This window comes from Tenacibaculum litoreum, from assembly GCF_964513915.1.
GTDB classification, from domain to species: Bacteria; Bacteroidota; Bacteroidia; order Flavobacteriales; family Flavobacteriaceae; genus Polaribacter; species Polaribacter litoreum.
The window spans coordinates 565,409-591,347 of sequence record NZ_CAZEQS010000003.1 but is presented as its reverse complement, the minus strand read 5'-3'; the positions used below and the strand labels follow the sequence as shown (position 1 = coordinate 591,347).

Sequence of the window (25,939 nt, the reverse complement as noted above, 5' to 3'; positions counted from 1 at the left end):
ACAAAAGTACTAAAAAAGCAAAAAATTATGATGAAATTGATTTATAGTAAACGGCCTATTTTAAAAACGGATAATCTGTATAACCTCTTGCATCACCACCACCAAATAGTGTATGTGTATCGCTTATTTTGTTTAACGTAGCGCTTAGTTTTACCCGCTTCGGATAATCAGGGTTGGTTAAAAAATTACGACCAAAACCAATTAAATCAACGAGTCCTTTTTCTAATAAGTCTTCTCCTTGTTCAGGTGTTTTGTTTCCTGTAGCAATAATAGTTTTGCTAAATGTTTTACGTAAGTTTTCTCTAAAATTAATAGGAATTTCAGAAGCATCATCCCAATCTGCTTCACATAAATGCAAATAGGTAACTCCAATTTTTTCAAGTTCTTGGGTAGCAATCATTATAGTATCTAATATTTCAGGATCATTCATGTCTTTAAAACTAATAAAAGGGGAGAGGCGAACTCCGGTTTTTTCACTACCTATTTCCTGAGTAACTGCTTGAGTGATTTCGGTTAGTAATCGGATTCTATTTTCTTTAGTTCCTCCATATTCGTCGATTCGTTGGTTGGAGTTACTTCTTAAAAACTGGTCTATTAAGTAGCCATTAGCTCCGTGAATTTCAACACCATCAAAACCTGCTTCAATAGCATTTTTAGCTCCTGTTTTGAATTCTTCAATTACTTGATTGATGTCTGCTTTTGTCATTGCCCTAGGTTCTTCTACAGTAACAAAAGTAGCATCACCATTAGGAGCTCCATTAAAAATATAAACATTGGTGTCTTTGGCTGCTTTTTTAGAAGGAGCGATAGGTTGTAATCCGTTTACTTTAGAACTAGATACGCGACCAACATGCCATAGTTGTAAAAATATTTTACTTCCTTTTTTATGGACTTCGTCAGTAATTAATTTCCAACCTTCAATTTGTTCTTGTGTATAAATTCCAGGTGTTTTAGCGTAGCCTTTCCCTTGTAGTGAAACTTGAGTAGCTTCAGATATAATTATTCCTGCTGAAGCTCTTTGTCCATAATATTCAGCCATTAGTTCATTAGGAATATCACCAGGCTGTGAACTTCTAGAACGCGTCATGGGAGCCATTAGAAATCTGTTTTTTAATGTCAAACCATTTTTATTATAGGTTTGATATAATTTTTTAAAAGCCATGATTTACAAAGTTTTAATTGTTTAATAGTACAAACTTACTATGGTTTGAAGATATTATTGTTGTATAAATTCATGTTTTACTTGTAAAAATATATTGTGCTACTTTGTAAACTCTACAGTTGTGAAATGTAGCGTAGTGGTACCAATATTTTCTAAGTTATGTATGAAGAAGTTTTTAGTGTTTAAGTTATTTAAATACTTAACCTCATTAGGTTCATAGTATGTTTCAATTATAGAGCCATTAGAAAAATAAGAACGAGAGCTGCCTCTTGTATGGCAAACATAAAAATAGGGTTTATCGTGTTTATGGAAAGGAAGAGTTTTTCCAGGTTTCAGTTCAATATGCCATATTTTAACACGTTTATTTTCTAATAATAATTGTTGTCCAATTTTATGACTATTAACTCCTAATTGAATAGCTTTTTTTAAGGATTCTGTCCAATGTATAGACCAATTACCAGGTGTGTTTATTGTTTCTACTTTCATAATATAATTACAAAGTATAAATAGATTACATGCTTCATGTTGGTACTCTTATTTGTTAAATTTTAATTCTGCATTATCAATTGGTGTGTTAGGGTCATTTATTACCATTTTGGCAATATCATCTTTACGCATGAATACTACACCTTCATGTTGTTTTGCATATTCAATAAATTGATTTACAACATTAACTATTGCTGGAGCACCTCCAATTCTGTCATGTAAACTCACACTCATCATTCTTCTTTTAGAGGCACCTTCTTTATAAAGCTGATTGAATTCTGTTTTAAGTTGAAATAAGAATTGATCTGGTGACCAGTTTTTACCAGCAATATTTACAATGTCGTTATTACGCAGCGTATAAGGCATTACAACAAAGTTTTTACCTCTTACTTTAGTAATGAAAGGTTCATCGCGGCTTACATCATCAATATGATATAAAAAGCCAAGTTCTTGTAAAACTTTAAGAGTGTTGGGACTTCTACGTAACCAGTTAGTATTGTATCCACGTCCTCTTTTTCCTGTAATTGCTTCTACTGTGTCAATTCCTTTTTTAACAAAGGCAAGTTCATCTTCGTAACTTAAATTCCATTGATCGTCCCATGCAATTCCGTGAGCAGCTATTTCATGTCCTTTACTAGCCATAGCCTTAGCTATTTCAGGATATTTTATTGCAGCTTCACCTACAACATGAGAGGTTACTTTTATATTATGTTTATCCCATAAATCCATCATTCGCCACATTCCTTCTCTAGCTCCATAACGAAACCAGCTTTCAGCAGGCAAATCAGGATTTCCTTTAGGTAATGGATTTCCTGAAAAAGGACTTTCAGCTCCTTCAGGTTGTCCTCCTGTTTCAAACTGCATTGAAAAAGAAATGACTAATTGAGCTCCGTTAGGCCAATGGCTTTTTTTTGCTACAGCTTTTGTTGGAGTAGAACTTGTTTTACTTGTATTCTTTAGCTCTTTTTTACAAGCATTTAATGTTAAGCTTACCGCTATGATAGCCAGTGCTATAATGCTATTATTTTTCATTTTATATTGTTTAATTGACTATTGTATCTGCAAAATTAGTAGCTATTTTTAGCTGTATTGTTGTATGAATACATTGTATATTTGTATAAAAACATTCTGATGACACAACGTTTTTATATTACCAAGAATTTAGATGTATTTGAGTTTGATGCAGAGAAGGAGTGGGGCTATCCAAGGCATAAGCACCATTTTTTTGAGCTAACTTTTGTTTTAAAAGGAAGCGGAAAACATGTTTTAAACGAAAGTGTTATTGATTATAAAGAAGGAGATTTGTTTTTTTTAACTCCAAAAGATGAACATGAGTTTATTATTGGTGAGCCAACAAAATTTGGTGTGGTGAAATTTACAGAGCAGATGTTTTTAGAAAAGGCTACATTTTCTACAAGTACTTATTGGAGAAAGAATTTAGAGGCAGTAATTTTTCATAGGAATATTGTTGCTAAAAGTGTTATTAGTTGTGCTACGGATAAAGAGCAACTTTTTAGACTTTATCATTTAATAAAAAGTGAATTGCATAGTCCGTTAACCTATAGTCGTAATGTATTATCTGAATTGTTTGGAGCTTTGTTAATTATACTGTCGAGAAATTTGAAGTCTACATTAAAAAATAGCGGACATGTTTACGATAAGAATAAGGTAGATTTAATATTGACTTACATACGACAAAATGTACAAAATAAAGAGCTTATAAAGGTTGATGTTATAGCAGAAACCTTTCATTTGTCTCCAAACTATGTTGGTATTTTTGTAAAGAAACATACAGGTATATCGTTACAGCGTTATATAATGGAAACCAAAATAAAAATAGCTGAAAATTTGTTAAAACAAAGTAGTTTAAGTGTCGGTGAAGTTGCAGAAAAAACAGGTTTCACAGACTCTAGTCATTTTAATAAAACATTTAAAAAGTACACAGGCAAAAATCCTAGTGAATATCAGGGGGATAAGTGATGTTTAGTTATTTGTGATTGATGTTTTTTACCTTTAACAGTATATTTAAGAGTAGGTGAGTATTGGTAAATACTGATAAATCACGTTTAATAATCGTAAAATTCTTTTAAGACAATATCTTTTCCTTTGGTTAGATTTTTTAATTCACTCAAAAGATAATATCTGTGCATAAATCCACACAATACAACAATTCTTTTCCCTTTGTTTTGTTCGGAAATTCGCATTATATTTTTAGCCATTGTCTGATTTCTTAAATCCCAAAAATCACAAGCCAACTGAAATCCGTTACGGTAACTTATTTTTTCTCCATTTGGTTTGGTATGAAAATGAGTAGCAAATTCATTTCTTACACTGGTTATTTTTGGTAACATTTTATATTGATAATATTGTCTTTCGGCACAGATACTATCTGTTGTAGGGTTGTTAAAGTTTTCAGGTGATTTAGAAGCTAATACGATTAAAGGTTCTAAAAGAGCTTTATATTTATTATGAATTGTAGCTTCTGAAGGAGATAATAAATTGGCTTTGTTTAAACTATCTAATAACTTTGTGGTTAAGCCATCAGTGGGACGAGAACCGATATTTATTCTGTATTCATTTCGTCCTTCAAATTCATAAGGTCTTAATTGAGTATAAGGATATTTGTTGATGTATTTTGAAGAAGCCATCCCTTCATTTTCGGTGGGAGTTTCTACAAATCTAAAGTTGGTATTGAAAGCTGATGAATCTCTTTCATGCAAAATAAAATCAGGTTTTACGTCTTCTAATATTTTAAAGAGCGTTTCTGAATTAAAATTAGGTTCGGGCTTGTGTAAACTTCCTATGACAATTATTTCAGTTGGATTTTCTGTTTTACAAGAAAGTGTTATTGTTAATAGTAGTAATACTAGCGAAATTTTTTTCATTGTGTTTAATTATCTATGTAGAAGTCTTTTGTGGTTTTGTTGTTTTAATCAATGGTAGCCAAGATAAAATAAAAAAACTACAAAAGGTATAATTAGAAGGTGAGTAGTAACTACAAGTAGTCCTTTTTATAATTACAACTACTTTAAAAATATATATTACTCATTTTTGATAGGGCTACAAATTTCTATTAAAAAACCATTAATGTCTCTTACATAGCCTACTTTTTGTCCCCAAGGCTTTTCTTTGATTGGTTCAAACTCAATAGCTCCCATATCAATAGCTTTTTTAAAATCGACTTCTATATTTTCAGACACAAAAACCATTTCTATTCCAAAAGGTTTACTATATATGTTTGCTTTTATAAACTCTTTTTTAAAGTTAGACTTTCCTAATTCATAAGAAGCGAAAGCAATGGTGGTTTCTCCTGAAGTTAACTCACCATAATCATTTTCAGGTGTGATAAATTTAGGGGTAAAACCGAAAGTTTTTTCGTAAAAGTTAATCGTTTCTTTTACGTTTTCAACATAAAGTATAGTGTATCCGTATTTCATGGCTATTTTTAGTTTTGTTACTATTCAATAGTAGTGTTAATTGTTTTCTACAATTTGATCTCCACGGTAGGTGTGGTTTTTATCTTTATATAATAAAGAATGTTTTTTATTCACTGGTCCAAAAGTAGCAACATCAGCATCTTTTAATAGTTTTCCATAAACGAATACATGATTTTTATCTTTTGAATAGTAAGATGTTTCGAAAATACTGAAGGTTTTTGGATCTGCTTTTTCAATTATACCTCCGTGATAGAATACATGATTCTTGTCTTTTGAATAAGGGAATTGAATTATTTGAAAAGATGAAGCATCAGCATTTTCAATTATGGCTGCATCGTAAATAACTTTATTGTCAAATAGCAGAAATTTATCCTCTAAAATAATTAAATCATTGATGTTTTGGTAAGGTATTGAGATTAGAGAATCTACTATTTTACCATTTTGATATTCTTGAAAATCATAAATATTGTTTTTATCTGCAATATATCTACTATTGATTTTTTTTGTTGTAGTAGGATCTATTGAAGAAGCTAGCAATTCATAATTCTTTAATGAGTATACTTTATTTTTATCTTTAACAAAGTTGTTATTTATAATTGTAAATGAGTTGTAGTCTACATCTACGGGTTTATAATTATAAAAGTAATGTTTATCGTCTTTAGACCAGTCGCTATCAATTTTTTGAAATGTTTTTGGATTTGCTTTAGCTATTTTCCATAAGTGCTTTTTTTCTTGATGAACCTCTTTAATATCTTGTGGTAAGTAGTTTACAGCTAAATATACATGGTCTTTATCAAAACAGATGTAATTGTCATCATCAACGTAAAAGGTAGCAACGTCAACTTCATTATCTATAATATGAGTTTTGAAGTATAAGTGGTTTTTATCTTTCCCAAAGTCTCTTCCTAAAACTTTAAAACTCTCAACATCTGCATTTATCTTAGTATTACCCAATTCAAACCAATTTCCCATAGGAGAATAACAGATGTTATTTTTTGATTTTGAATAGTAGTAGGAATCTGAAATGGATTTATCAACGGGTCCTGCAAAAGGACTGCAGGCTTGGGAAATTATAGCTATGATAAATAAGAATACTTTTGCAAGTGGTGAGTGTTTAGCTTTTGTAATTTTTTTTATTATAGAATTCAAAATAAGTATAATTATGATTGTTGATATATAAGGATGGTCTGTAATTAAGTTCATTAAGTAACTTATAATCTTTTTATTAGTTTATGCTTTTTATTCAGTTTTAAACAAGTTAATGGTGTAATCTAATAACTTTATATCACCATGTTTTCCGTGTCCAGGAACAACAATTTTTATGTTAGGATATTCTAACTTAATCTTTTTAATGGTATTTGACCATTCAGAAACATTAGCATCACCTAAATAACCTTTGTTAGCATTAAGAGTTTTTGTTAAACATCCTCCGAACATAATATTTTCGTGCGGAAAATAACCAACAACATTATCTTTTGTATGTCCTTCTCCAAAATGTTTTGTAATAATATCTTTATCACCAACTTTAAGTAGAAGAGGTTCTTTAAAACTGTTTTGTGGAATTTCAGAATTATTTTTTTTAGCAAACTCTATAGTTTTATAATATGAATAAGAAGGAATTTGATGTTGATGAAATGCTTTTAACCCGCCTAAACAGTCATCGTGAAAATGAGTGGGGATGATTGCATTAATTTTTGAATGAAGAGTTTCATTTATCCACTTTATTAATTCTTCTGAGCTTGAGTCAGTAGTAGGAGTATCAAAAATTACGATTTCATTTTTGTTGTTAATTATCAATCCATTACAAGGGACATTTCCAAAACTTTCAGTTTGTAAAAAGGAAGTATGTTGAAATGAGTTTTCAGAAATTTGAGTGATAATTAGGTTTTTAGTTTTATAAACTTCTTTCGGTTTAAACGAATTGTTTTTTTGATAATTACAACTTAAAATCGTTAAAGAAATTAAAGTTATGAATAAAGCTTTTGTTATGGTTTTCATTTAGATATGTATATTAATATTTTCTTGATTTAGTTTTTTATAGTCTACTTCATCCAATTATCATTCATGAATGTCACTCCTTTTGTTTCTATTCTAAATGCGTTAGTAGATTAATAGTTACTCCGTTGGGATCTTTTACAAAAAAACGTCTTACTCCCCAATTTTCATTTGTAATCGGATATACAATTTCAATTTTTTGTTCTTCAGCGTGTTTATACCAATTATCAATATTTGAAACTTCAATTGATAAAAATATAGCTGAATTATCCAATGGTTTGTTTTTTTCGTTTTGGAAGATTGAAATTTGTGCTGTTTCGTTTTCTTTTGATACGAAAGTTAAAATCCAACCCATATCCATCGCCAAGTCCATTCCTAAAAAATCTATGTAGAAATTCTTGCTTTTTTCTAAATCATTAGAGTATATGTTGAGTACAATTCTTCGCATAGTTAACTTGTAACTAATGGTAAATATTTTTCTTTAATTATTTTAAAATGATGTATTTGATGCGCAGTGATTGTGAGACCGATTGCAAAAAGAGGCATTTCATATTCAAAAAAAGCACAATTTATTTTTAGTATCTCTTTGTTAAAAGATTTAAACATCATTATAGTTGATTGGCGTACAATTTTAAGTTCATCAATCAATTGTTCTATTGATAATTCATTTGCGTTTGAATTTTCTCCCATTGTTTCTTGATCAAGTGCTTCTGGTATAATACCTTCTTTACGAGCAAAAACTAAAGCTCTAAAACACCAAATTCTTTCCCAATCTATAAGATGCTGTAATATTTTATGAATAGTCCACTTGTCTTTTTCATAAGTTTTAAAACCAATTCTATTAAGTTGGGAAATATCAATGTTATTGATTTCTTTTAAACTTAACTCTAAAGCTTCTATGAGTTCGATATCACCATTTAATTCTAAAACATATTCTAAAAAATTTGATTTTTTTTGGGGTTCTGATTTTTCCATTACGTATGTTTTTAGTTATTATTAATTAAAAGGTATTTGAGTAGGATTATGAGCTCTCTGTGATTTCATTGATAGACAATACTGAATAGTACTTATTCATGATTTTCTTTTTCAATTTTTTCAACCATTAAGAGTATTTCTTTATTAATTATATCAGCGTTTTCCTTTTTGGTAATTATAGTACCATGACTTGATTCAATAACGAATTGTTTACTGTTAGTAGATAGTTCTGCCAATTCCTTTTGTATATCTAACCATAATTGAATTTGTTTGTCAGGATCAATACCATTCTTTCTATATTTTTCTTTTTGAGACTCTCTATATTGTTCAGTAGCGGTAAAAACCAAAATAGGTAACGAATCTAAACTTTTTGCTTGACCTGCTCGCTTAAGTATATCATCATTGATGCGGTTTTCTTTTAGGTACCTATGATAAACCTTACCTGAATAACAAGCAAGATTAAGGTTACGGATATGACAATCTTTAGGTAAGCCATTATTTTTAGCCTTAGGGCTAGTTATTTTATTATAGACTCCTCTTATACCCATATCTGAAATAACTGCAATAAATTTTAATAAGTTAATTTGTTCTTTGGGAATTAATTCATTTTGAGCTAGTCGTTCCCATTGTTTAGGGTGGCTCGAATCTAAGAAGACCATTCCTTTTACTTCATTGGGATACAGATCTCTGAATATTTGATTGTAGGGTCCACCCATAGAATGACCAACTAAGATATAAGGAGGCTTTTCTCCATTTTTCTCAAGTAATTTGTGTAATTGGTGGGCATAAAATTCTGATGTAATACTATCTTTACTTGATTCGCTAAACCATTTTCCTTCTCTATCATAGCGTATTACTCTCATATTTTTCTTCAACCCTTCCGCAATCCAATGAAGCATATCTGTATGACTGTTTGCACCTGCTTCAAGAATAACAGTTGGTAAATCGTTTTTTTCACCTTCAGCTCTTATGTGAAGCTTCGTTCCATTGACATCAACTAATTTTCCTGGAGGAATAGGTTTTGAACTAAACAAACGGTAACATGCTCCTGATACTATTAAGAGTAGTATAATTCCAACTAAAAATCTACCTATCCATTTGAGAGTTTTTAGAATTAATTTCATAGTAATTTTTATATATAATAAACTTATTGTGTGTTCGTACTTTATCCTTCCATTAAAAACTTCAATTCGTCACAAGTTTTACTCGGTACAAACTCAGTCAGTTCATAATCTGCTAATTCGTTTTTCTTGAAAGGATCTTTTTCTATAATCTTTTCCAATTCAGATTTAGATTTGACATTTGATAATATAATTCCGCCTGTTCTTGGTGTTTTTCGTCCAGAAGCTAGAAAATGTCCTAATTCATATTGCTCATTCAGAAATTCAATATGCTCGTTAAGAAAGTGGTCAATTTTTTTTAGTTCTGTTTTATAAGTCAGATTAATTATAAACATTTAAAGTTTTTTATTCGGTTATAGTTTTTTACGTTTGTTTGGGTATGAATCATAGAGGTTTTGGCGATGAGTAGATACGTAGCCTAGCTATTAGGCTAGTGAGGTAATTATTTATGATTAATGTTGTAAAGCATTATTTATTTGATTTCTAAATTCATTTTTCTTATCAACATGCAATGCTAAATTCTTGTACTTACGTTTAATTCCATATAGTCCAGTCAATTCGTTTTCTTCTTTTAATCTGATAATTACATTATGATTTTCTAATTCACCTAAAAATGATAATTTTCGTGTTTCTTTGTTTAATTCTATATCCTTTGACGAAATCTCGACGCTCTCGATATCTTTTAAATCAATAGTCGTTTCGTTCATAATACCATATCGAAGAAATAGTTTTTCATTTTTGATTGATATAGGTCTTTTGTATATAGATTTTAGAAATCCAAGAAGCTGAATTCCAGAATAAATGCTTAAAAAAGTTAAACCCCAGGCAACTGTAACATTCCATTTCTGAAGAAGAACATGTAAAACAATAGTTTCTATAGCAATAATAAAAATTATGACAATTAAAAGAGCAACTGTCCCACTATCTTTATGATAAGTGAACTCATTTTTATTGAACTTTCTTCTTTTCCAATTAATAAAACCATAGTAAAAAACAGCTATTTCGGTTACGACAGGAATAACTAATCTTTTTGGAAGTATTTCATAGCAGGTATTTTTTAAAGCTGTGAAAAAGTCAATTTCTTCATGTTTATTTAGCCTATACCGCTTTATAGCTTTGCTTACATTGTAAATTACATAAGATACTATTGAAAGTTCAACTATAGGAAATACCCAAGTCTTAAAAAGATTAAGATAATGTTGATTTTGTGCAGGAAGTATTATAGAACAAATGACGATTCCAATAATCAAAAAAGGGACTACTGTAGTCTTTGGAATACTCGTTTTCCTGATAAGCAAAAAGTAGATTAAAGGAACTGTCAATAATAAATCAAATGTAATTCCAGTTGATAGACTCATCGGGTGTTTGTCAAAAACTGTTGATTTTGAAATCATAATCATCAATCCTATAATCAACATAGGGAAACCAAAGATTATTAGTCTTTTCTGAAGACTTAATGTTTTGTTCATTAGTTCTTTTTTATGCCTTACGGCTTGTTTATATAGACAATTTTGTAGGTGTTGGGGTACTTTACTGTTCTTTTTGTTTAAGCTTAGCCAAGATAAAACAAAATAAAAAACCGCACAAAAATGTACGGTTTAAAGTAGTTTGTTTTTTAGCCCTTATAGGTAAGTTATGAATCCGCCGTAATTACGGTTATACAATGTTAGGCTTAGTTTTTATAATTTTTCCTTAGTTCAATTCCTAAATTTTCCATGATTCGGTCATAATCATTTTTAATCAAATCAGACATAATCAAGTCGCTTTCTGACCAACTAGATGTCATCAAAACTTTTCCTGCTTTAGTTTTAATTTTTTTTAGTTCTTCTCTTAAATCGGTGTTATCAACACGCTCTGTGTAAATGGATAATTTTCTTAATTCATTCATTAGATTATTATCGTTTTCCGAATTAACACTAGCTTTTTGCCATTCTCTAGTTTTCCGATAATTTTCTTTATCTTCTAAGAGTAGCAGATTTGTCAATCTTATAATTTTTGGAATTATTTCTTGAAGCTTTAAATAATTATCTCTTTGAAATTCTCTGAATAACTCTTCTCGTTTAAAAGCCTCACTTTTGTTTTGAATTGATGCTGTATTTTTTCCATTCAAATACGTTGTATATATACTTGCTGAAGCTCCGACAATCGTTCCAACTATTGTTCCTATAAATCCCCAAGTTGCAGGTTCCATATCATTATTTTAATTATTTGTTTATAAGTGATTTATTTTATGGGGGTGTTGTTACTTATAACCATTGTTATAGCCTGTTTTTATCTTTTTTAACAAAAATATTTTCTGCAATTTCTTTAATATAATCATACCCCCAATATCCGCTCATCTCATATAATTCATCATCTTTAAAATCTGATTTTCTAATCTTCTTATAACCTTGCATTAAATAATAATCATTACTGTTTGCTCCATAAGTATCTATCATGATTTTAGGCGAAATATTTAATTTTTTAAAATTTATATTTCCTAAAATTTCTTTTCCAGAATAATTAATCGCTTTAATGTGAGCGTGTCCTTGACTTAAAATTTTACAATTTTTTAATTCAGATTCTTTAGGGTGTTTAGCTTTGTTCCAATCTAACAATCCGATTATTACTTCTCGTGTCAATTTTAAATCATCGGGAGGAATATCAATAATCACTCCAATGGAATTAGATTTATCAGAAAGTTTCATAACCCAATAATCTCCAACTTTTATCTTTTTATTTGATTTTGGTATGAAAGGATAATTTTCCATGGCAATAATTGGCTATAATTAGTTTATATGCAGAATAGACTTACCGTTATACTCCTTGTTTAGGAAATAAAAAAAGGAAGTCTATAGCAATTTTATTCTTTTTTTATTGGCGCTAGCCAAGATAAAACAAAATAAAAAACCGTACAAAAATGTACGGTTAAAATGATGTTTTTTAATATTGAAAGATAAGTTATGAACCTCTCAGTAATTGTGTATATCTTATTTATATATAGTTATTTTTTAACTGTTGTTTTTTAATTCTTTAACCCTCAATGCTCTATTTGTTATAATTCCAACGTAAGAGGTTAAAATTATAATGAGAGATAAAATTATTTCCCAAGACTCTGATTTAGGAGAATCAAATAATAATTTAAATTGTGGGATTTGAATTATAGTCAGAATTATTATGAGAGTTGAGAATATTAGTAATGATTTCAGATTCCGAGCTGTTGATGTTGGTTTATATCCAATTAATATTTCTTTTGCGTAGAATATAAGCAGCCCAATTGTCAAAATATTCGGTATAAGTAAATTCCAATAGCTGTATTGATCGGTTTCAATATTTCCGAAAGTCAAATAAATAAAGGTTAACCAACCAAAAATATAGATTGTAAACAAAGTCAACCCAATCCATAATAGTTTAAATAATATTTCTGACTTTCTATTTTTCATTTTTAAAACAAATCAAAAAAATTTGGCGGACTTTATAAAAATACATTAAACACCAAAATTCGTATTAATTATCGTTGATTTTAGCATTAGTTTTTATATAACAAATGAAATTTAATATCTCAGAAATTTTGTCAAAAAAATTATATAAAAATTTAAAGTCATTAATTTCAAAAAGTAAAATACCAGAATTCATTTCAGTACTTAAGTGTTCTATACTTTGTATTTTTTTATAATCACTAATATCAGTTTTTTGTTCTTGTATGTGGCTATGAGTTAGGGTATTTCGTAGTAGTGTATGTAAACAGATTTCTTCCCACTCTGCATTTAATGAGGAAAAGTCAAGAAAATATTTTTCTTCTAATTTTCTTTTGTAAAACATAATATTGCTTTCTCCTTTATTCTTATTAATCCTTATATTTTTTTGATTTTCTAATAATTCATATAGAAATTTTAATCTGGTTTCTAAAAATGAATATAAAGAGACTAAAGTTGAGTTGTATATTATATTAAGAGCACTTGAAGTACTTTTATAGTCTAAAAAATCTACATTGCTAAAAATGATTTCATTATCAATAATTACGTCATTTTTCATCTCTACTTCCATTTTTTGTACGTCAGACTTTATCATTTCTAATGTTCCTTTCTCGATGGATTTTAAAAATGTTTTCATTGAATCTAAATCATTGTCAAGGCCAGTAGGGTATAATCTGTCTATTATAAGAAATTGTTGAAATCTATATGACGTAAACATAATTTAATTAGAGTTTATTTATTTAGATTTTTATAATTAATGCAAACTAATTATAAAAAACTAAAACTACTTTTATCCGGAGTATTACAGGTGATAAACGGAAGTCTACAGCAATTTTATTCTTTTTTTGTTAAGCGTTAGCCAAGATAAAACAAAATAAAAAACCGCACAAAAATGTACGGTTAAAAGTAGCTTGTTTTTTAGCCCTTATAGGTAAGTTATGAATATACCGCAATTGTAATTATATATAGTTGAGTGCGGTTTTAAATTTTATTAGAATTCAGTTTCTTTTTTGCTTTTCTAGTCAATCAGTTCAATTAAATTATTCAACGACGCTTTAATTTTGTCCGATTCAGCTTTTTTTAACATCAATTCCGCTTTGTTTTTCATTCCGCTGTAATTTGCATTTGGGTAAAGTTCAATCAAGGCTGGAAAGTATTTGTCAATTCCATCTGCAAGTTTGTCTTTTCCACTTTCTGTAAATGCCTTTTCGTTATTTATCTCGTCTAAATAAATTAGATAGTTGTTTATTAGTGTTTTAATGTTTGAGTTAATATTGTTCTTAACTCTTGATGAATTTGGGTCGTCTGCATTTTCCTTAATTTGGTCATTTCCTAATTTGAAATATTTTAGTTGAAGTTCTAAACCAAAGTGCCAAACAGCAAGCATTTCTTTGTCATATAGATACTGGTCTTTTCTGTCAAGTGCATCGTAGATGTTATTCATATCTTTCCATTCATTGAAGAACTTTTCTGCAACGTTATTTCTATGTTTTAACCCTAATTCATTGTCATCAAGTACAATATTGAAATTCTGTTGGTCAGTTAGTTTTTCTACGATTATTCTTGTTTGTGGGTCGTCAAAAGTTGGAAGTTTTTCATCTGCTTCATATCCATAATTAAGCTCTAAAACTGCATCATCGTAGTCATTTAAGTCCCAATAGCGTTTGTCAAGTGGAAATTTGTGTTTTTCAGTATTGCAATTAGTAAGTGTTATGCTGATTATAGCAAAAAGGATAATTCTAATTTTAATCATTAAATTCTATTTTGGGTTCTTTATATTCAGTGAGCAAATTTAATAAACTGTCAACTTCTTTTTCATACCTCTTTTGTTCGCTCAAAACGTAACTATGGAAAGTGTCATAGTCATATTGTTTTTGGAAATTTCTTTCGTCTTGTTCAGCTTGTCTAATTATTACCTCGATTTTTTTTTCATCAAACTTATTTAGTTTAGATATTTTTTCTTTCGCTTTTCTAGCGAACAGTTCGGTTATTTTAATATGGTATTTTTCGTGTGTTAACAATTCTTTACTATTCGTATTCTTCTTATAAACAAATGAACGTGAAGGGTGAAAAAATGATTGGATAGTTACAGTCTTATCATCAATTTCGTTTTCTATTGAGGTAACAACGTATGCAAATCTTTCATTGCCGTAAAGTGATTTTTTGAAAAACTCAAGACCTCTGAAATTTTCAAAGGTAATTTGTTCGTATTTGTCAAAAGTCAATGGTTTTTCATAATTCAGATAGTTCGTATGGCTTAAAATTCCAAAACCGATTATTACTGGAATGATTACCATAACACTATACTTCAAGAATTTTTTAAACTTTTTTAGCGGAATTGTATTTCCTCCTTTATTTTCCTTTATAGCAAGATATAATTGATAGAAAACAGGTGAGAAATAAACCAGAAATATTAAAGTAATTACTAAATATTCATTCATTGGGTTTGGTTGGTCATAACTGCCTACAATTGTTTTATATGGCCGTCAGTTACAGATTTGATTTTCGTTAAAATTACTGTTTTACACAGGCTTTAGCAATTTCGAGTGGATTTGGACGTAGTCGAAACCACCATAATTGTGGTTATATGTTGTTGTACAGAGTATTTTTATTCTTTGCATATTATTCCGTTTTGCGAAATTTTTTGCCCTTCGTTTGTCGTCATTGTTGCTTTGTAATACAAACAGTTATTTTCAATTTTCGTTTTAGTTATAACAATTCCCTTATTTTCATTCACCCACTTTTTATTCTCGCTCAATTCCATTTTTGAAGAGTCATAAGTCAATCGATAAGTACAATCGTCAATCCACTCAATTACTTCATGCTCAGGAATACCATTTCCGATTCCGTTTTTCCATTCGGTTTGAGTGTTTTTTTCTCGAACTACAATCCATTTCTTGATAGATAAATCTCGTTTATCAGTCATTTCTATTATACTGTCACTTACTTCAATTGTATATTTACTTATTTCTTGAGTTTGTGGAATATAAAATTTTCCAATTTTAAAATCCTCACAAGTCAATTCTTGCGCATTGGTTTTTATTACAGTAATAAGAAATATTGTAATTAAGATTGTATGTTTTTTCATTCGATATTTTGTTTGTCAACATCTCCGGCTATGAGTAGTTGCGTGGTTTAGAACTTAACTTTGCATGTACACACCGAACTGAAAATCCGTGAGGATTTTCAGAAGTAGGCGAGAACAAGCAATTATTAGTTACTGTACTCTTTCCCATTCTCATCAACTAAGAATTCATTAGGATTTAATCTCATATATTTAGCCAAGTTTTCAATAGGTTCAGAAAGAGGGATATGAAACCATCCACCATCTTTTGTCTCTTCTAAATCATGATATTTTTTTTCAAGTTGTTCATGTCTTAAATCATAATCAGTTGGCTCAACATCATTAGTTAAGTAATCAAATTCTTTTTTGTTGTTGTCATAGAATAATAAAGTTTTATCAATGGCATTAACAGTGTCATGTTCGTTAAATTCAGATAATAACTTTTTAAGTTCTATTAAATCAGGTATTTCATGCGAATAATCTATAAAGAAATTTATTTGTCCATAACTTTCAATAGTAAATTCAATCTGAATAATTAAGTTACATAGTTGAATTCTTTTATAGTATAAGTCTTTTTTTTGATTTGTTATATTTGGATTTATTTCTACATCCGTGGTTTGTCCAATTAATTGAACTAACCATTTATCATCAGCATTTAAAAAATCTTCTTTTTTTATTTTAGGTCTCATTTTATGGTATTGTAGCTAACGGTTATATAAATACTTTTGTTGCTAAGCTTTCTTGTTTAGGAAATGAAAAAAGGAAGTTTTTAGCAATTTTATTCTTTTTTGTTAAGCGCTAGCTAATGTAAAACAAAATAAAAAACCGTACAAAAATGTACGGTTTAAAGATATGTTTAAGCTTTGATGAGTGAATTTAAAACCGCCATAATTGAGGCTGTCTACTATTCGCTACAGATTGTTTTATATATTATTTAATAAGCTCAGAATATTTGTTTTTGAAATGATTCTTTATTTCTTTTCGAGTTGAAGTATCAGTATAATCAACTAAGTTTATTTTTAAAGCTAATCCATCTGCATAGCTTACAATTATATCATCAAGATTTATTTTTATAGATTTTATATCATCAAATTCATTGGTTTCTTTTTCAACTCCTCTAGATTTAATATGTAACGTATTTTCTTTAAAATGTATGAAGTCTCCATTTATCAATTTTATTTTTTTGAAACTACTCATTAGTAAAGTAATCCCAAGAATAGGGAATAAAATCACTTGCCCTAATCCTAGAATAGAAGAAGTAGTAAATTGGTAAGGCCAATTAAAATTTAAAAGTTTGATCAATCCATAAATAATTAATCCAATTGAAATATATTTATTGGTTTCTGATCTTTTTACTGCTTTTGTTGTATTAAATTCCATTTTTATGTTTGTAACTATTGGTTTTGGTTAAGAGTAGTTGAGAGGTAAACTTTGCATGTACACAACAAACTGAAAATCCGCGAGGATTTTCAGAAGTAGGTGAGAACAAGCAATTGCTTATAGCCATTTTTAGCTATAGCTTTATTTCGATTGTTTTAGAAGCTAAAACGATTGGATTAGATTTTAAATAAATATACAAGCTATCAATAATGCCATTAGTTTCATAAATCAACATTTGATAATTTTCATAAACGTCCTGTTTAGATAAGTTTTTTATGAATGAATTTATAGATTCATCTGTTAAATTATCTTTTGTTGCAAAATCATAAACTTTTTTTGGAATTTTTGATATAGATTGACTTGAATGCGTTTCATTTTTAACGTTTGTAGAAGTTATTTCAATATTATCTACTACTTTTGGAAGTATAAAATACGCTTTATTTTTGTCTATTCTTAGAAGCTTTATATTTTTAATATCTCCTAAATTAAATTCAATATCTGTATCATTTTTTTGAAAAACTTTATATCTAATCTTTGAATATTCTTTAAGTGTAACTTTAATACTTCCATTCAAGTTGGAGTATTCTTTTATAATTGGAAAAGTTGTATGTATTTGCCCACTATTAAAGTTTAATTTTTTTGATTCATTACTTTTAATACTCTTATTTTTATTGATGAAATAAGCTGAACTATTTGCTTCATCAAGGATTTTAATTTCTGATACTTGTACAAACGTATTGGATAAAGCCCCATTGCTTTTGTATATTTCTTCGATAGATTCAAAATTTTTAAGCTTTGAGAAAAAATCTAATTTCCATTCACCAGTGTAATCTTTTTTTACTTTGAACCTTTTATTATCAATTATTTTTTTTATGATGTTTTGTATTTCTGAATCTTGTAATTTTTTAACTTCCCAAGGTTTTTGAAAGACCCCAGAAGTATTCTCATCTAATTGTTTTTCAGGCTTAGGTTGTTGTAAACCTTTAATAATATATGGAAGAAACTTCTTAAAATTATCTAAGTCGTTGTTTTGTCCTATTATAACATTTGAAAAACTCACTAATAACAATAGTGATACTAATTTAATTTTCATCATTTTTATTAAATCTAACTTATTTATATAACATTTTTACTACACTTATACAGACAAAAAAGGAAGGTATAAATGCATCTTTACTGTTCTTTTATTTTTATCGTTAAGCTCCTTGTTTAGGAAATAAAAAAAGGAATTCTATAGCAATTTTATTCTTTTTTGTTAAAGTGTTAGCCAAGATAAAACAAAATAAAAAAACGTACAAAAATGTACGGTTTAAAGTAGTTTGCTTTTTAGCTTTCATAAGTAAGTTATAAATCCGCCGTAATTACGGTTATACAATGTTAGGCTTAGTTTTTATAATTTTTCCTTAGTTCAATTCCTAAATTTTCCATGATTCGGTCATAATCATTTTTAATCAAATCAGACATAATCAAGTCGCTTTCTGACCAACTAGATGTCATCAAAACTTTTCCTGCTTTGGTTTTAATTTTTTTTAGTTCTTCTCTTAAATCGGTGTTATCAACACGCTCTGTGTAAATGGACAATTCTCTTAATTGATTCATTAGATTATTATCGTTTTCCGAATTAACACTAGCTTTTTGCCATTCTCTAGTTTTCTGATAATTTTCTTTATCTTCTAAGAGTAGCAGATTTATCAATCTTATAATTTTTGGAATTATTTCTTGAAGCTTTAAATAATTATCTCTTTGAAATTCTCTGAATAACTCTTCTCGTTTAAAAGTCTCACTTTTGTTTTGAATTGATGCTGTATTTTTTCCATTCAAATACGTTGTATATATACTTGCTAAAGCTCCGACAATCGTTCCAACTATTGTTCCTATAAATCCCCAAGTTGCAGGTTCCATATTATTTTTTAAATTATTTGTTTATAAGTGATTTATTTTGTGGGGTGTTGTTACTTATAACCATTGTTATAGCCTGTTTTTATCTTTTTTAACAAAAATATTTTCTGCAATTTCTTTAATATAATCATAACCCCAATATTCGCTCATTTCATATAATTCATCATCTTTAAAATTTGATTTTCTAATTTTCTTATAACCTTGCATTAAATAATAATCATTACTGTTTGCTCCATAAGTATCTATCATGATTTTAGGCGAAATATTTATATTTCCTAAAATTTCTTTTCCAGAATAATTAATCGCTTTAATGTGAGCGTGTCCTTGACTTAAAATCTTACAATTTTTTAATTCAGATTCTTTAGGGTGTTTAGCTTTGTTCCAATCTAATAATCCGATTATTACTTCTCGTGTCAATTTTAAATCATCGGGAGGAATATCAATAATCACTCCAATAGAATAAGAGTTATCAGAAAGTTTCATAACCCAGTAATCTCCGACTTTTATCTTTTTATTTGATTTTGGTGTGAAAGGGTAATTTTTCATGGTGATAATTAGTTGTAATGATTTTGTTTATAGCTGATTGCGTAGTTTAGTACTTAACTTTGCAAGTACACACCAAGCTGAAAATCCGCGAGGATTTTCGTAAGTAGGCTTGCACTAGTAATTAATTTTATACGGTGTTGGAAATAGTAATTTGTTTCTTAAATTTCTGAATTTCATCATAATCCTCAATATTTAAAATGTTCAATAACTCCAACCAGTTAATGATTCCATTTTTATAATAATTCGTTAAAACATCTTTATAATATTTTAGCTGTTCAGATTTTGTCTGTAAAAAATTATATTCAATTTGTTTTCCATTTTTTAAAGTCAAAATAAAACGATTATTCAAACCATTAGATAAATGAGGTGCAAACTCAAAAAGGTGATTTGTAAAATTCCCTTTAACATCAAAAGTTGAGAAAAATTCCAACTTCCTTATTTCATCAAGTTTGTAGTCTATATTTTCAATATTTATATGATTTTCATAGAAATATATTCTCCCACGATATTCTCCTATTTCTCTTTCGTACCTAAAAAAAGTGCTAATCAATAAACCAATTATATATAAAGTTCCAAGTATTAGAATTCCAGTTTCAATTCCTTTGAAATTAAATCCGAAAGAATTTTTAAGATAATAAAGTAGAAAAATTATTCCCCACCAAGCAATCGCAATTATGTTTTCTGGTGAAATATAAAATCCTTTTTTTTCTTTAAATAAAGACAGTCTACGTGGATTCATCTTTTATTATTGGCAGCGGTTTATGTATGGTTTCGTTGCGTGAAAATCTGCAAGGATTTTCCGATTAAGAAACCAAGATAGTAAAAGTGCGAGGAATTTTCGATAGGAAATTCAAAAGCAATGAACTATACACGTTGTTGAGTACTGTTATTTATAGTAGATTTCTCTGATTGCTATCGTTCTCAAAACTTCGTTTTCTATAATCCTTTTTTCAATCCAATTATCAAATTCATCCATCTTATACTCAAATTTTGTTGATGAAACTAAAGAGTTATTATTAAATTCTTTAGCTAAAATCATTTCACTACCATTGTATTGGTAAATTGTTTTTGTTTTTAATCCCTGTCTTTTAAGGTTGATTATTACAATGCTATCATTTATTTCATCTTTATTATAATAAGCATTCACTAATGAATTGGTTATTGTGTCTTTTGAAATTTTGTTTACATAGATTTGAGACATAGAAGACATTTTTTTAGTCTTGTCTTTTCTATAATATTGGGTTTCTATTTGTTCAAATTTTTCGTTATTCTTATCAAGAATACTTGAAGATTGAAAAAGTAAAGAGTTCTTATATGAATAATTAACTTCTAAAGGTAAGCTGTCTGTCGACATTTTTACAATTTCTTTTTTTAGTTGATTATCTGAATTATAGATATAATCAATCTTCATATTTTGATTATCAAATGAGGTCTCTCTTTTTTGATAAATAATTTGATCGTTTTTTCCGAATTTTTTAGTTGTGATTAATAGAGTATCTTGAATTCCGTTATTGACTTGGATAGTGTATTCAATAGTTTTATTCACACTTTTTATCAATTTGTTTTTTTGTTTTGAAGCTTGTTTATTACAACCAAATAAAACGATTGATAGTATTATTGTAATTAGTTTGTTCATTTGAATTAATTGTGCCCAACGGTCTTGTATATGAAAAGTAGCGGATTTTATGTGTTAATTTTTCGGATTATAACTGACTTTTAATTTGTTCATTTTATGTCTTTTAAGCGATTAAACCGCTATTTTTTATATAGGTTGTTGCCAGTAGTACTTTATTTTATTCCATTTTTATTTTTAATAGTCCAGCGAAAGTTGCACACCATAAATTACCTTTATTATCCAAAGTCATTCTTTGAACATAAGTACTTGGTACTTTAGAATTTTCAGGTGTGAAAGTTTGCCAATTCTCTCCATCATACATTGAAATTCCCACTCGATTTAAACTTAACCAAATTCTGTTATTTTTTTCGTCTACTGCAAAGTCCAGTACGTCATTTCGTGGTATATCTGAATTATCTGTGCTTATTATTTCCCAAGTTCCATCTGTTTTGAATTTAGCAAAACCTTTAGTTTGAGGAAATTTCTCGTATAAAGAGAACCAAATTGTTCCAGTTGAATCTTCAAACCCTTTAGTTAAGGTCGAAGTGGCTAATGGTGAATTATCGTTAAATTCAGTCACTGTTTGTCCATCAATTCTTATATTTCCTTTGTTGGTTCCAATCCATAAACGGTTTTTACTATCAAGAAAAACTCCCATAATCCGATTTGATGGAAGCTTTGTATTTGTGGTGTCCATAACAGACCAATTTTGTCCATCGTATTTTATCAAACCTTTTGAAGAGGGAAACCATACATTTCCAACTTTGTCGGCATAAACTCTTGTTGTCCAGTTTAATGGTGAGTTTATAGTATCAAAAACTTGCCAATTTTCATTGTCATATTTATAGGCTGATTTTCCTCCAACAAACCATTTGTTTCCTTTACTGTCAATCGCAGAGTGCATAATTGATTGTAATTTTTTCTTGTTGTATGGTGTTGCTTTAATTGGTGTGTTTTTTGAGCCGAACAAAATCATATTTCCATTTTCAACTCTTACAATTCCATTATCTGTTCCGTGCCAAATCACTCCATTTTGCTCACTTATAATTGCTCTTGACATATCCCAAGGGATAATAGAGTTTTGAGTTGTAAAGACTTCAAATGAATTGGGGTCAAGTTTATTTTTATATTTTCCTTTTCTATCAATCTCAACTGGTCCGACAGATTTCATATTTGACTGATTTTTTGTATCAAATCGTTTATATCTTGTCTCAACTTGACCGTTATTAAATACGAACTCTAAAACTACTGTTGCACTTCTTTCTTTTCCTTTACTGATAGCAGGTTTCCAATCAGACATAGAATTAATCTTGTCTTTTAGTTTAAGTTTTTTAATGCTTCTATTAGTTTTTGATTGAAGGCTTTTTACACATTGATTTCCCGTCGAATCTACTATGACTTGCACAAGTACTTGACCTTTCAGTTTTGGCGAAAAATCAGTCAGATGTTCTTTAAAGTATTCATTAATATCTGACTCCGATTGGGCTTTAGTCTCTCCGCAATCAAGGCAAAAACTAAATCGTGCTTGATGACAATCGTCAAATTGTTCAGAGAATAGATTTTGGGCGTTACTATTGAAAAATGTCAATAGAATTAGGATTGTAAAAATTTGTTTTATCATTTGTTCGTATTACTGGCAACGGTTTTGGCTATGGTTTCTTTGCGTGAAAATCTGCGAGGATTTTCCGCCGAAACCGAAAGATAGCAAATTGCAATGAATTCCGATTAAGGAATTCAGCCGCAATTAGCTATACACGTGTTGGCAAATCGTTTTTTATTTATTTATTTATTTATTTATTTCCGCTCGTCTTTTATCACGCTTTTCTTTTCGTGCTTTTTTCTTTTCTTGTTTTTCTATTTCTTTTTCTGTTTTTCTGACAAATAATGGTGTGTATTCTTTATGTTCATCACTTTTTAACCAATCAACATATTTTTTTTGAAAATTCTCAACACCATCTCTCTTAATTGCCCAAAAATAGTACTCGACTAAATTTGGATTATTCTCGCAGAAAGTCAAAAGACAATTCTGAATTCCCATTAATGTTCCATAAGGCATAAACTCAATTTGGTCAGCCATAATAATCGCAATTTCTCCTTTTGTTAAATTTCGCTCTTGACATTCCGATTTAACTTTTATCCGGAGTATTACAGGTGATAAACGGAAGTTATTAGCAATTTTATTCTTTTTTTATTAGCGGTAGCCAAGATAAAACAAAATAAAAAACCGTACAAAAATGTACGGTTAAAAAGATGTTTTTCAATATTGATAAGTAAGCTTATTATACAAAATTACGTTGACGTTTGGCTTCAAAAGTTAAGATGGCTGCGGCAACTGATACATTCATAGAATCTATTTCTCCTTGCATTGGGATGTTGATATTCTGAGTAGCTTGATCTCGCCAAATTTGCGTTAATCCTGTAGCTTCAGTACCCACTACCAAAGCAGTAGCCTTAGTATAGTCGTTTTTATGGTATTCGTTTGAGTTTTGTAGGGTAGCACTGTAAATATGAATGTTGTGCTCTTGTAAGTACGCTATAATGTCTTCAGAAGTACCTGTAGCTATCTGATTGGTAAATACACAACCCACACTAGAACGTATGATATTAGGATTGAATAAATCCGTTTTAGGGTTGGCAATAAAAACAGCATCCACATTAGCAGCATCAGCAGTACGTAACATAGCACCAATATTTCCTGGTTTTTCAATACCTTCCATAACCAATACGAGTGGGGTAGAGGTATTGAATTCAATAGCATCTAAATCGAAGTTTTTAGCTTTCACTACAGCAATAATACCCTCGGTAGTATCACGATAGGCAAGCTTTTGGTATACTTCTTTTGTTATTTCTATAGAATTAGCAGCCTTATTTAGAATTTTGTTTACACTTTCTTCGGTAAACATATCAGCAACAAACAGCAGAGTGTCTATTTCATAACCTCCTTTAACAACTAACGAAATTTCGCGTTGTCCTTCTACTAAAAACAATCCTTTTTTCTTACGTTCTCTAGATTTCTCTTGAAGCTTTAAAAGCTCTTTTATATAGGCGTTTTGTGTACTACTAATCTGTTTCATCTGCTATTATATCAGAATACAAAAGTACTATTCTGTTTTATAATAAAATACCATCTTACTAAAAGAATAATTACTAGCTATAGCTGTTGTTAGGCAAACAACAGTACTGTTGCCCAACACCAAACATCACTGTTGTTTAACACTAGATACTACTGTTTGAACCTTCAAACAAAACTAAAATATGGGGTGCACTAGTTTGTATTAAGCTTCATACAGTAGTGTATGAAGTCACCCGACACTACTGTATGGTGTTATAATACAGTAGCGCATGTTTATTATTCGTGCATAAAAAAACATCATTCTTTTTACGGAATGATGTTTTTAAGTTCTAGTAATGAGATTTTCTATCTCATTCGTTAAGGATGGTGTTTATTGATTTTTATACTTATTAGCATAACGCTTCCATAATTTTGTTTGATGCGATTCTAGGCTAATTTTTCTTCCTTGTATAAAAGCAGCTGTTAAAATGTTAGTACGCATATCTAACGCATCACCTTCAGAAATAAATAGGGTAGCGTCTTTACCAACTTCTAAGGTTCCTACGTTGTCAACACCTAAAATTTTAGCATTGTTTTGAGTAATTAATTGTAAGGCTTTTTCTTTACCTAATCCGTAAGCAGCATAAGTTCCTGCATAAAAAGGTAAGTTACGTGTGCTCATACGTTCCATATCTCCTTCCATACCTAAACCAACTAAAATACCTGCATCGGTTAATATCTTAGCCGCTCTAAAAGGTCTATCATAATCAGCATCTTCACCATTAGGCAAACGGTGAGCACGCTCTAAAATAACAGGTACATTGTTTGCTTTTAATAAATCAGCAACTTTTTCAGCCTCTTGTCCGCGAACAATAACAATGTTTTTAACGCCTAATTCTTTAAAAATGTTTACAGCATCAGTAATTCCTTTTTCACCTGATACGTGCACAAACATTCTTTGCGAACCGTTTAAAACTCCTTGTAAAGCTTCGTACGGCAGGTTTTTAGGTGTTTTGTTACCTGCTAGGTAGCTTTTTGCATTGGCGAAAAATTCTTTAAGCTTATCAATGCTTTTTTGATAGTTTTTGTTAGGTTTTAATCCTGGATCTTCACCCATCCACCAACGACCTCTCGAGAATACCTGAGGCCAGTTCATGTGAACACCATCATCGGTTTTAATAGTAGCATCTTCCCAGTTCCAAGCATCTAATTGTACTACAGAAGAGGTACCAGAAATAACACCACCACGTGGGGTAATTTGTGCCATTAATACTCCGTTAGGACGCATGGTTTCTACCACTTTACTTTCTGCATTATAAGCAATAATACTACGAATGTGTGGTAGCATTGAACCTACCTCATCAAAGTCTCTTGTTGCACGTACAGCATCAATTTCAGCTAAACCTAAAGAGGTGTTTGCTGCAATGAATCCTGGGTATATGTGTTTTCCTTTGGCATTAATAACAGTTCCCATACGGGCAATTCTCATGTTAGCACTTCCTACGAACTTAATTTTACCGTCAGAAAACATGATTAAGGAGTTTTCAATTACTTCTCCGTTTCCTAAATGTGCTGTAGCACCTTCAATACTGTAAGCTTCAGTTTGCTTGGGTGCTGGTGTTTGTTGCGCTATTATGTTTCCTATAAATAAGAAGCATAATATGTTATATATATGTTTAATTTTCACGTTTTAAATTTTTGTTACTATTAGTTTATACTTGTAGTTTGTTAAAACAAACAGTAGTTAATCTT

32 protein-coding genes are annotated in these 25,939 nt (G+C 29.5%); 2 read left to right on the top strand and 30 right to left on the bottom strand.

The genetic code is table 11. The features are described from left to right. Window positions 1-55: 55 nt before the first annotated feature. The 3 genes from ACKTTR_RS08845 to ACKTTR_RS08835 form a co-directional block, all read right to left on the bottom strand. Complete coding sequence (locus ACKTTR_RS08845) at window positions 56-1,162, bottom strand: alkene reductase (protein WP_408027497.1); 1,107 nt, start codon at window positions 1,160-1,162, stop codon at window positions 56-58. Window positions 1,163-1,261: 99 nt separating this feature from the next. Then, complete coding sequence (locus ACKTTR_RS08840; protein ID WP_408027496.1) at window positions 1,262-1,648, bottom strand: hypothetical protein; 387 nt, start codon at window positions 1,646-1,648, stop codon at window positions 1,262-1,264. 48 nt (window positions 1,649-1,696) lie between these two features. Beyond that, complete coding sequence (locus tag ACKTTR_RS08835; RefSeq protein WP_408027495.1) at window positions 1,697-2,680, bottom strand: polysaccharide deacetylase family protein; 984 nt, start codon at window positions 2,678-2,680, stop codon at window positions 1,697-1,699. A 99-nt stretch (window positions 2,681-2,779) separates the two neighbouring features. Between ACKTTR_RS08835 and ACKTTR_RS08830 the strand changes: the two genes are divergently transcribed. Next, window positions 2,780-3,628: an AraC family transcriptional regulator gene (locus tag ACKTTR_RS08830; protein ID WP_408027494.1), complete on the top strand. Its 849-nt coding sequence runs from the start codon at window positions 2,780-2,782 to the stop codon at window positions 3,626-3,628. A gap of 86 nt (window positions 3,629-3,714) precedes the next feature. Here ACKTTR_RS08830 and ACKTTR_RS08825 read toward each other — a convergent pair whose 3' ends face one another. The 3 genes from ACKTTR_RS08825 to ACKTTR_RS08815 form a co-directional block, all read right to left on the bottom strand. After that, window positions 3,715-4,533 carry a hypothetical protein gene (locus ACKTTR_RS08825; RefSeq protein WP_408027493.1) on the bottom strand — a complete coding sequence of 273 codons (819 nt, stop codon included), beginning with the start codon at window positions 4,531-4,533 and terminating at the stop codon, window positions 3,715-3,717. A gap of 156 nt (window positions 4,534-4,689) precedes the next feature. Then, window positions 4,690-5,085, bottom strand: a complete 396-nt coding sequence (locus tag ACKTTR_RS08820) for a VOC family protein (RefSeq protein ID WP_408027492.1) — start codon at window positions 5,083-5,085, stop codon at window positions 4,690-4,692. Window positions 5,086-5,121: 36 nt separating this feature from the next. Next, window positions 5,122-6,156, bottom strand: coding sequence for a DKNYY domain-containing protein (locus ACKTTR_RS08815; protein ID WP_408027999.1), 1,035 nt, complete (start codon window positions 6,154-6,156; stop codon window positions 5,122-5,124). On the opposite strand from ACKTTR_RS08815, the gene ACKTTR_RS08810 reads away from it, so the two are divergent. Continuing rightward, the gene (locus ACKTTR_RS08810) at window positions 6,110-6,265 is read left to right on the top strand and encodes a hypothetical protein (RefSeq protein WP_408028011.1); all 156 of its coding nucleotides are present in this window, start codon (window positions 6,110-6,112) and stop codon (window positions 6,263-6,265) included. The two genes, ACKTTR_RS08815 and ACKTTR_RS08810, sit on opposite strands and share 47 nt — an antisense overlap. Before the next feature lie 59 nt (window positions 6,266-6,324). On the opposite strand, the gene bla is transcribed toward ACKTTR_RS08810, so the two are convergent. The 24 genes from bla to ACKTTR_RS08690 all read right to left on the bottom strand — a co-directional run bounded on the left by bla (window position 6,325) and on the right by ACKTTR_RS08690 (window position 25,868). Next, on the bottom strand, window positions 6,325-7,083 hold the full coding sequence (gene bla / locus ACKTTR_RS08805; protein WP_408027491.1) for a subclass B1 metallo-beta-lactamase: 759 nt from the start codon (window positions 7,081-7,083) through the stop codon (window positions 6,325-6,327). Window positions 7,084-7,171: 88 nt separating this feature from the next. Then, window positions 7,172-7,528 carry a VOC family protein gene (locus tag ACKTTR_RS08800; protein ID WP_408027490.1) on the bottom strand — a complete coding sequence of 119 codons (357 nt, stop codon included), beginning with the start codon at window positions 7,526-7,528 and terminating at the stop codon, window positions 7,172-7,174. A gap of 2 nt (window positions 7,529-7,530) precedes the next feature. Beyond that, the gene (locus tag ACKTTR_RS08795; protein WP_408027489.1) at window positions 7,531-8,055 is read right to left on the bottom strand and encodes a DinB family protein; all 525 of its coding nucleotides are present in this window, start codon (window positions 8,053-8,055) and stop codon (window positions 7,531-7,533) included. Window positions 8,056-8,147: 92 nt separating this feature from the next. Next, window positions 8,148-9,179 (bottom strand): alpha/beta fold hydrolase, encoded by a 1,032-nt coding sequence (locus ACKTTR_RS08790; RefSeq protein WP_408027488.1) that lies wholly within the window; start codon window positions 9,177-9,179, stop codon window positions 8,148-8,150. Between the two features lie 41 nt (window positions 9,180-9,220). Next, complete coding sequence (locus ACKTTR_RS08785) at window positions 9,221-9,511, bottom strand: YciI family protein (protein WP_408027487.1); 291 nt, start codon at window positions 9,509-9,511, stop codon at window positions 9,221-9,223. Between the two features lie 117 nt (window positions 9,512-9,628). After that, complete coding sequence (locus ACKTTR_RS08780) at window positions 9,629-10,645, bottom strand: hypothetical protein (protein WP_408027486.1); 1,017 nt, start codon at window positions 10,643-10,645, stop codon at window positions 9,629-9,631. 203 nt (window positions 10,646-10,848) lie between these two features. Beyond that, entirely contained in the window at window positions 10,849-11,367 is a 519-nt protein-coding gene (locus ACKTTR_RS08775; protein ID WP_408027485.1) for a hypothetical protein, read from the bottom strand. A 67-nt stretch (window positions 11,368-11,434) separates the two neighbouring features. Further along, window positions 11,435-11,863: a hypothetical protein gene (locus ACKTTR_RS08770; RefSeq protein ID WP_408027484.1), complete on the bottom strand. Its 429-nt coding sequence runs from the start codon at window positions 11,861-11,863 to the stop codon at window positions 11,435-11,437. A 303-nt stretch (window positions 11,864-12,166) separates the two neighbouring features. Continuing rightward, complete coding sequence (locus ACKTTR_RS08765; protein WP_408027483.1) at window positions 12,167-12,598, bottom strand: hypothetical protein; 432 nt, start codon at window positions 12,596-12,598, stop codon at window positions 12,167-12,169. 64 nt (window positions 12,599-12,662) lie between these two features. Then, window positions 12,663-13,349 carry a hypothetical protein gene (locus ACKTTR_RS08760; RefSeq protein WP_408027482.1) on the bottom strand — a complete coding sequence of 229 codons (687 nt, stop codon included), beginning with the start codon at window positions 13,347-13,349 and terminating at the stop codon, window positions 12,663-12,665. Window positions 13,350-13,649: 300 nt separating this feature from the next. After that, on the bottom strand, window positions 13,650-14,384 hold the full coding sequence (locus ACKTTR_RS08755; protein WP_408027481.1) for a hypothetical protein: 735 nt from the start codon (window positions 14,382-14,384) through the stop codon (window positions 13,650-13,652). Beyond that, window positions 14,377-15,072, bottom strand: a complete 696-nt coding sequence (locus tag ACKTTR_RS08750; RefSeq protein ID WP_408027480.1) for a hypothetical protein — start codon at window positions 15,070-15,072, stop codon at window positions 14,377-14,379. The genes ACKTTR_RS08755 and ACKTTR_RS08750 overlap by 8 nt, the downstream gene beginning before the upstream one ends. A 167-nt stretch (window positions 15,073-15,239) precedes the next feature. After that, window positions 15,240-15,719, bottom strand: a complete 480-nt coding sequence (locus ACKTTR_RS08745) for a hypothetical protein (RefSeq protein ID WP_408027479.1) — start codon at window positions 15,717-15,719, stop codon at window positions 15,240-15,242. A 125-nt stretch (window positions 15,720-15,844) separates the two neighbouring features. Continuing rightward, window positions 15,845-16,384: a hypothetical protein gene (locus tag ACKTTR_RS08740; RefSeq protein ID WP_408027478.1), complete on the bottom strand. Its 540-nt coding sequence runs from the start codon at window positions 16,382-16,384 to the stop codon at window positions 15,845-15,847. 241 nt (window positions 16,385-16,625) lie between these two features. Further along, window positions 16,626-17,075, bottom strand: a complete 450-nt coding sequence (locus tag ACKTTR_RS08735) for a hypothetical protein (RefSeq protein ID WP_408027477.1) — start codon at window positions 17,073-17,075, stop codon at window positions 16,626-16,628. Between the two features lie 133 nt (window positions 17,076-17,208). Continuing rightward, window positions 17,209-18,168, bottom strand: coding sequence for a hypothetical protein (locus ACKTTR_RS08730; RefSeq protein WP_408027476.1), 960 nt, complete (start codon window positions 18,166-18,168; stop codon window positions 17,209-17,211). A gap of 290 nt (window positions 18,169-18,458) precedes the next feature. After that, window positions 18,459-18,977, bottom strand: coding sequence for a hypothetical protein (locus tag ACKTTR_RS08725; protein WP_408027475.1), 519 nt, complete (start codon window positions 18,975-18,977; stop codon window positions 18,459-18,461). 66 nt (window positions 18,978-19,043) lie between these two features. Next, window positions 19,044-19,457 (bottom strand): hypothetical protein, encoded by a 414-nt coding sequence (locus tag ACKTTR_RS08720; RefSeq protein ID WP_408027474.1) that lies wholly within the window; start codon window positions 19,455-19,457, stop codon window positions 19,044-19,046. A 190-nt stretch (window positions 19,458-19,647) separates the two neighbouring features. Then, a complete protein-coding gene (locus ACKTTR_RS08715; RefSeq protein ID WP_408027473.1) occupies window positions 19,648-20,259 on the bottom strand; it encodes a hypothetical protein in 612 nt (203 codons plus the stop codon). 147 nt (window positions 20,260-20,406) lie between these two features. Further along, a complete protein-coding gene (locus tag ACKTTR_RS08710) occupies window positions 20,407-21,156 on the bottom strand; it encodes a hypothetical protein (RefSeq protein ID WP_408027472.1) in 750 nt (249 codons plus the stop codon). Window positions 21,157-21,313: 157 nt separating this feature from the next. Beyond that, window positions 21,314-22,723 (bottom strand): ligand-binding sensor domain-containing protein, encoded by a 1,410-nt coding sequence (locus ACKTTR_RS08705; protein WP_408027471.1) that lies wholly within the window; start codon window positions 22,721-22,723, stop codon window positions 21,314-21,316. Between the two features lie 198 nt (window positions 22,724-22,921). Further along, a complete protein-coding gene (locus ACKTTR_RS08700) occupies window positions 22,922-23,212 on the bottom strand; it encodes a hypothetical protein (protein ID WP_408027470.1) in 291 nt (96 codons plus the stop codon). Window positions 23,213-23,414: 202 nt separating this feature from the next. Further along, entirely contained in the window at window positions 23,415-24,209 is a 795-nt protein-coding gene (locus tag ACKTTR_RS08695; RefSeq protein WP_408027469.1) for a TrmH family RNA methyltransferase, read from the bottom strand. A 369-nt stretch (window positions 24,210-24,578) separates the two neighbouring features. After that, window positions 24,579-25,868, bottom strand: coding sequence for an amidohydrolase family protein (locus ACKTTR_RS08690; protein ID WP_408027998.1), 1,290 nt, complete (start codon window positions 25,866-25,868; stop codon window positions 24,579-24,581). Window positions 25,869-25,939 lie beyond the last annotated feature (71 nt).